The 2,657-nt window shown below is 75.0% G+C and carries 3 protein-coding genes; all 3 read left to right on the top strand.

What is annotated here, in order from left to right; all coding sequences use genetic code 11:
- Positions 1–849 (top strand): PP2C family protein-serine/threonine phosphatase (locus tag MXD60_RS26110; protein WP_248822348.1); only part of this gene is annotated, 849 nt, incomplete at its 5' end.
- Entirely contained in the window at positions 849–1,082 is a 234-nt protein-coding gene (locus MXD60_RS26105) for a hypothetical protein (RefSeq protein ID WP_248822346.1), read from the top strand. The genes MXD60_RS26110 and MXD60_RS26105, both read left to right, overlap by 1 nt.
- A gap of 75 nt (positions 1,083–1,157) precedes the next feature.
- Entirely contained in the window at positions 1,158–2,618 is a 1,461-nt protein-coding gene (locus MXD60_RS26100) for an FHA domain-containing protein (protein ID WP_248822344.1), read from the top strand.
- The last annotated feature ends 39 nt before the right edge of the window (positions 2,619–2,657 follow it).

Genomic DNA, 2,657 nt, shown 5'->3' with positions numbered 1-2,657 from the left:
CCCATGGGACTCGCCGGCGGCTACGGCACTCTCATCGCGGGGGTGTGCGACGGAGCCCCCACGCCGCCGGGAGCCGGGCCGGCCGCGGCCGCCGCGGCGGCCGAGGCGATGGCGGTGCTGGCGGACGCGGTGCGCGCGCACGGGCCGGGCCACCCCGCGCATCCTGATGCACAGGCGCCGCGGGCCGGCAGCCGGGCCGACGAGATGCTCGACATCCTCGAACCGGACTACGACGACTACGCCGAGCCGCGCACCGCGCCGCGGGCGATCGTCGGCGGTTTCGCCCCGGAGGACGCCGAGGCCGCCCTGCACGCCGCCGTTGACGCCGCGCAGCACACGATCGCTCAGCTCAGCGCGGCGGAGGGCCGGATGGCTCCGTCCTGCACGTTCGCGGCGGCGATCGTCACCCCGCCGACACCGGAAGGCCCGGGCATGGTCACCGTCGGCTGGGTCGGCGACAGTCGGGTCTATCTACTCGGGCCGCGCTGGTGCGAGCGGCTGACCTCGGACGACACCTGGGCCGCCGAAGCCGCGCGGGCAGGACTCATCCCGGCCAACGAGGCGGAGACCCACCGCCGGGCGCACACGCTCACCCGGTGGCTCGGCGGCGACGTCGAGGACGTCGCGCCGCACACCGAGATCTTCCCGATCGAGACGCCGGCAACGGTGATCGTCTGCTCCGACGGGCTGTGGAACTACGCGTCGCGGCCGGATGTCATGGCGACGCTGGTGAACCAGCTGCCGGCGCACTGTGGCGCGATCGACGTCGCCCGCCATCTCGTCGACTTCGCGATCGACGCGGGCGGGCACGACAACATCACGGTTGTCGCCGCCCGGGTGGAGCACTGATGCGCGGTACGCAGGCCCGTCCGGGTGGGTGGGAGACCGCTGCGAGACTGGGGATCCGGTGCGGGACGATCGACGCTCGCACCGACAAACGGGGCGCCCACCACCTCCTACGGCAGGCGGTTCACATCGACGATGGCACAACAGGTACGGTTCGGTTGAAGAGGAACGCCAAAAAGATCGATGAGACGGTCCTTGACACCCGGTCGACGGGGACCCTCCGGGTGAGCCGGTGACCCGGTGAGGGCACGACACCCCGCCGGGCGCCCGTCTCACGGCCCGACTACTGCGATCGATGCGGAATTGGGATCATGACTGGTCAGGAGAGGTACGAATACCGTCCGGACGACGGCGGTCGGTCTCCCTACGGAACGGACGAGCCTGGCGGTCACCGTCGGCGTGGCCCGGCGCAGCCGGACAGTCCGGATTCGGCGGGGGGCGGGGGCTACGACCCGCTGGGCATTCGGCGGTCGCCGGCCGATCTGGCCGGAGTGGCGGACCCGCCGCGCGGTGGTGACCCGTACGCCGGGTACGAGCGCGACGGCTACGCCGACCAGCCCCGCGGCGGTCGCGGCTATCAGGCCGACCCGTACGACGCGCCGGGTGGCGGCTACGACCGCGACCCGTACGCACGGCGGCGGGACGAGCGGCCGGCCCAGGAGGAGCGACCCGCCGAGCGCGGGCGCGATCCCTATGCCCGCGACTGGCCGGACGAGGCCGACCGCGGCGGTTATCCGCCGAGTCGGGACGCCCGCGCACCGGGCGGCTACCCGGAGCCGGAGCGCGGCGACCCGTACGGGCGCGGCGCACCGGAGGACCGCGGCGGCTACCCGCCGCCCGCACGCGACCCCCGCGAGGCCCGGGACGACCGCGGCGGCTACGGCGAGCCCGACCGCGGCGGCTACGGCGAACCGGAGCGCGGCGACCCGTACGGGCGCGGCGGCCCGGAGGACCGCGGCGGTTACCCGCCGCCCGCGCGCGACCCTCGGGAAGCCCGGGACGATCGCGGCGCCGGTGGTTACGGCGAGCCCGACCGCAGCGGCTACCCGCCGGCTCGGGACGGTCGTGGCGGGTATCCGGAGGACCTCGACCGGGAATCCGAGACGCAGCGTCGCGCGCCCCGCCGCGACGACGGGTACGGCTACGCGCCCGACCCGCTGGGGCTCGAGCCCGGGGCAGCGCCCGAGCGCGGCTTGCCGGGCCGCGGCGGTGAGGCTCGGCACACGACCGACCCGCGCTACGTCCGGCAGGGCGGCGACCCACGTCTCGGTGACCCCGAGCTCAGCGATCCGCGCCACGACGGGGGTCGGGGCGCTCGGCGCGAGCCGCTCGACGACCCGCGCGGAGCCGGCGGCTGGGACCGCGAGCCGGGCAGCGCCGGGGCGACCGTCTGGGAGGCCATCGTCGAGGCCGAACGGGAGTACTACGACAGCGGTGATGACCACCGTGTGCCGTTCCCGACCTTCTACCCGCGCCGGGTCTTCGCCCTGGCCGGCCCGAAGATGCTGATCGGGCGGCGCAGCGAGTCCCGCGGCATCCACCCGGACATCGACCTGTCCGGAGCGCCGGAGGACCCGGGCATCTCCCGTAGCCACGCGATGTTCGAGCAGCTTCCCGACGGCGGGTACGCGGTGCGTGACCCCGGTTCGACGAACGGCACCCGGCTGAACGACGAGCCGGACCCGATCGAGCCGGGCCAGCCGGTGCCACTGCGCGACGGCGACCGCGTCTACCTTGGCGCCTGGACGCGCATCACGCTGCGCGCCCGCTGATTCGTCAACGGCAGCGGCCGGCCGGGCTTCACGCTTGGC

This window comes from Frankia sp. AgB32 (assembly GCF_023243045.1).
GTDB lineage: Bacteria > Actinomycetota > Actinomycetes > Frankiales > Frankiaceae > Frankia.
This window is presented reverse-complemented; position numbering and strand designations above follow the sequence as displayed.

Coding starts and splice junctions, on each gene's coding strand:
- MXD60_RS26100 (WP_248822344.1), top strand. CDS start 1,158: ATGACTGGTCAGGAGAGGTACGAATACCGTCCGGACGACGGCGGTCGG.
- MXD60_RS26105 (WP_248822346.1), top strand. CDS start 849: ATGCGCGGTACGCAGGCCCGTCCGGGTGGGTGGGAGACCGCTGCGAGA.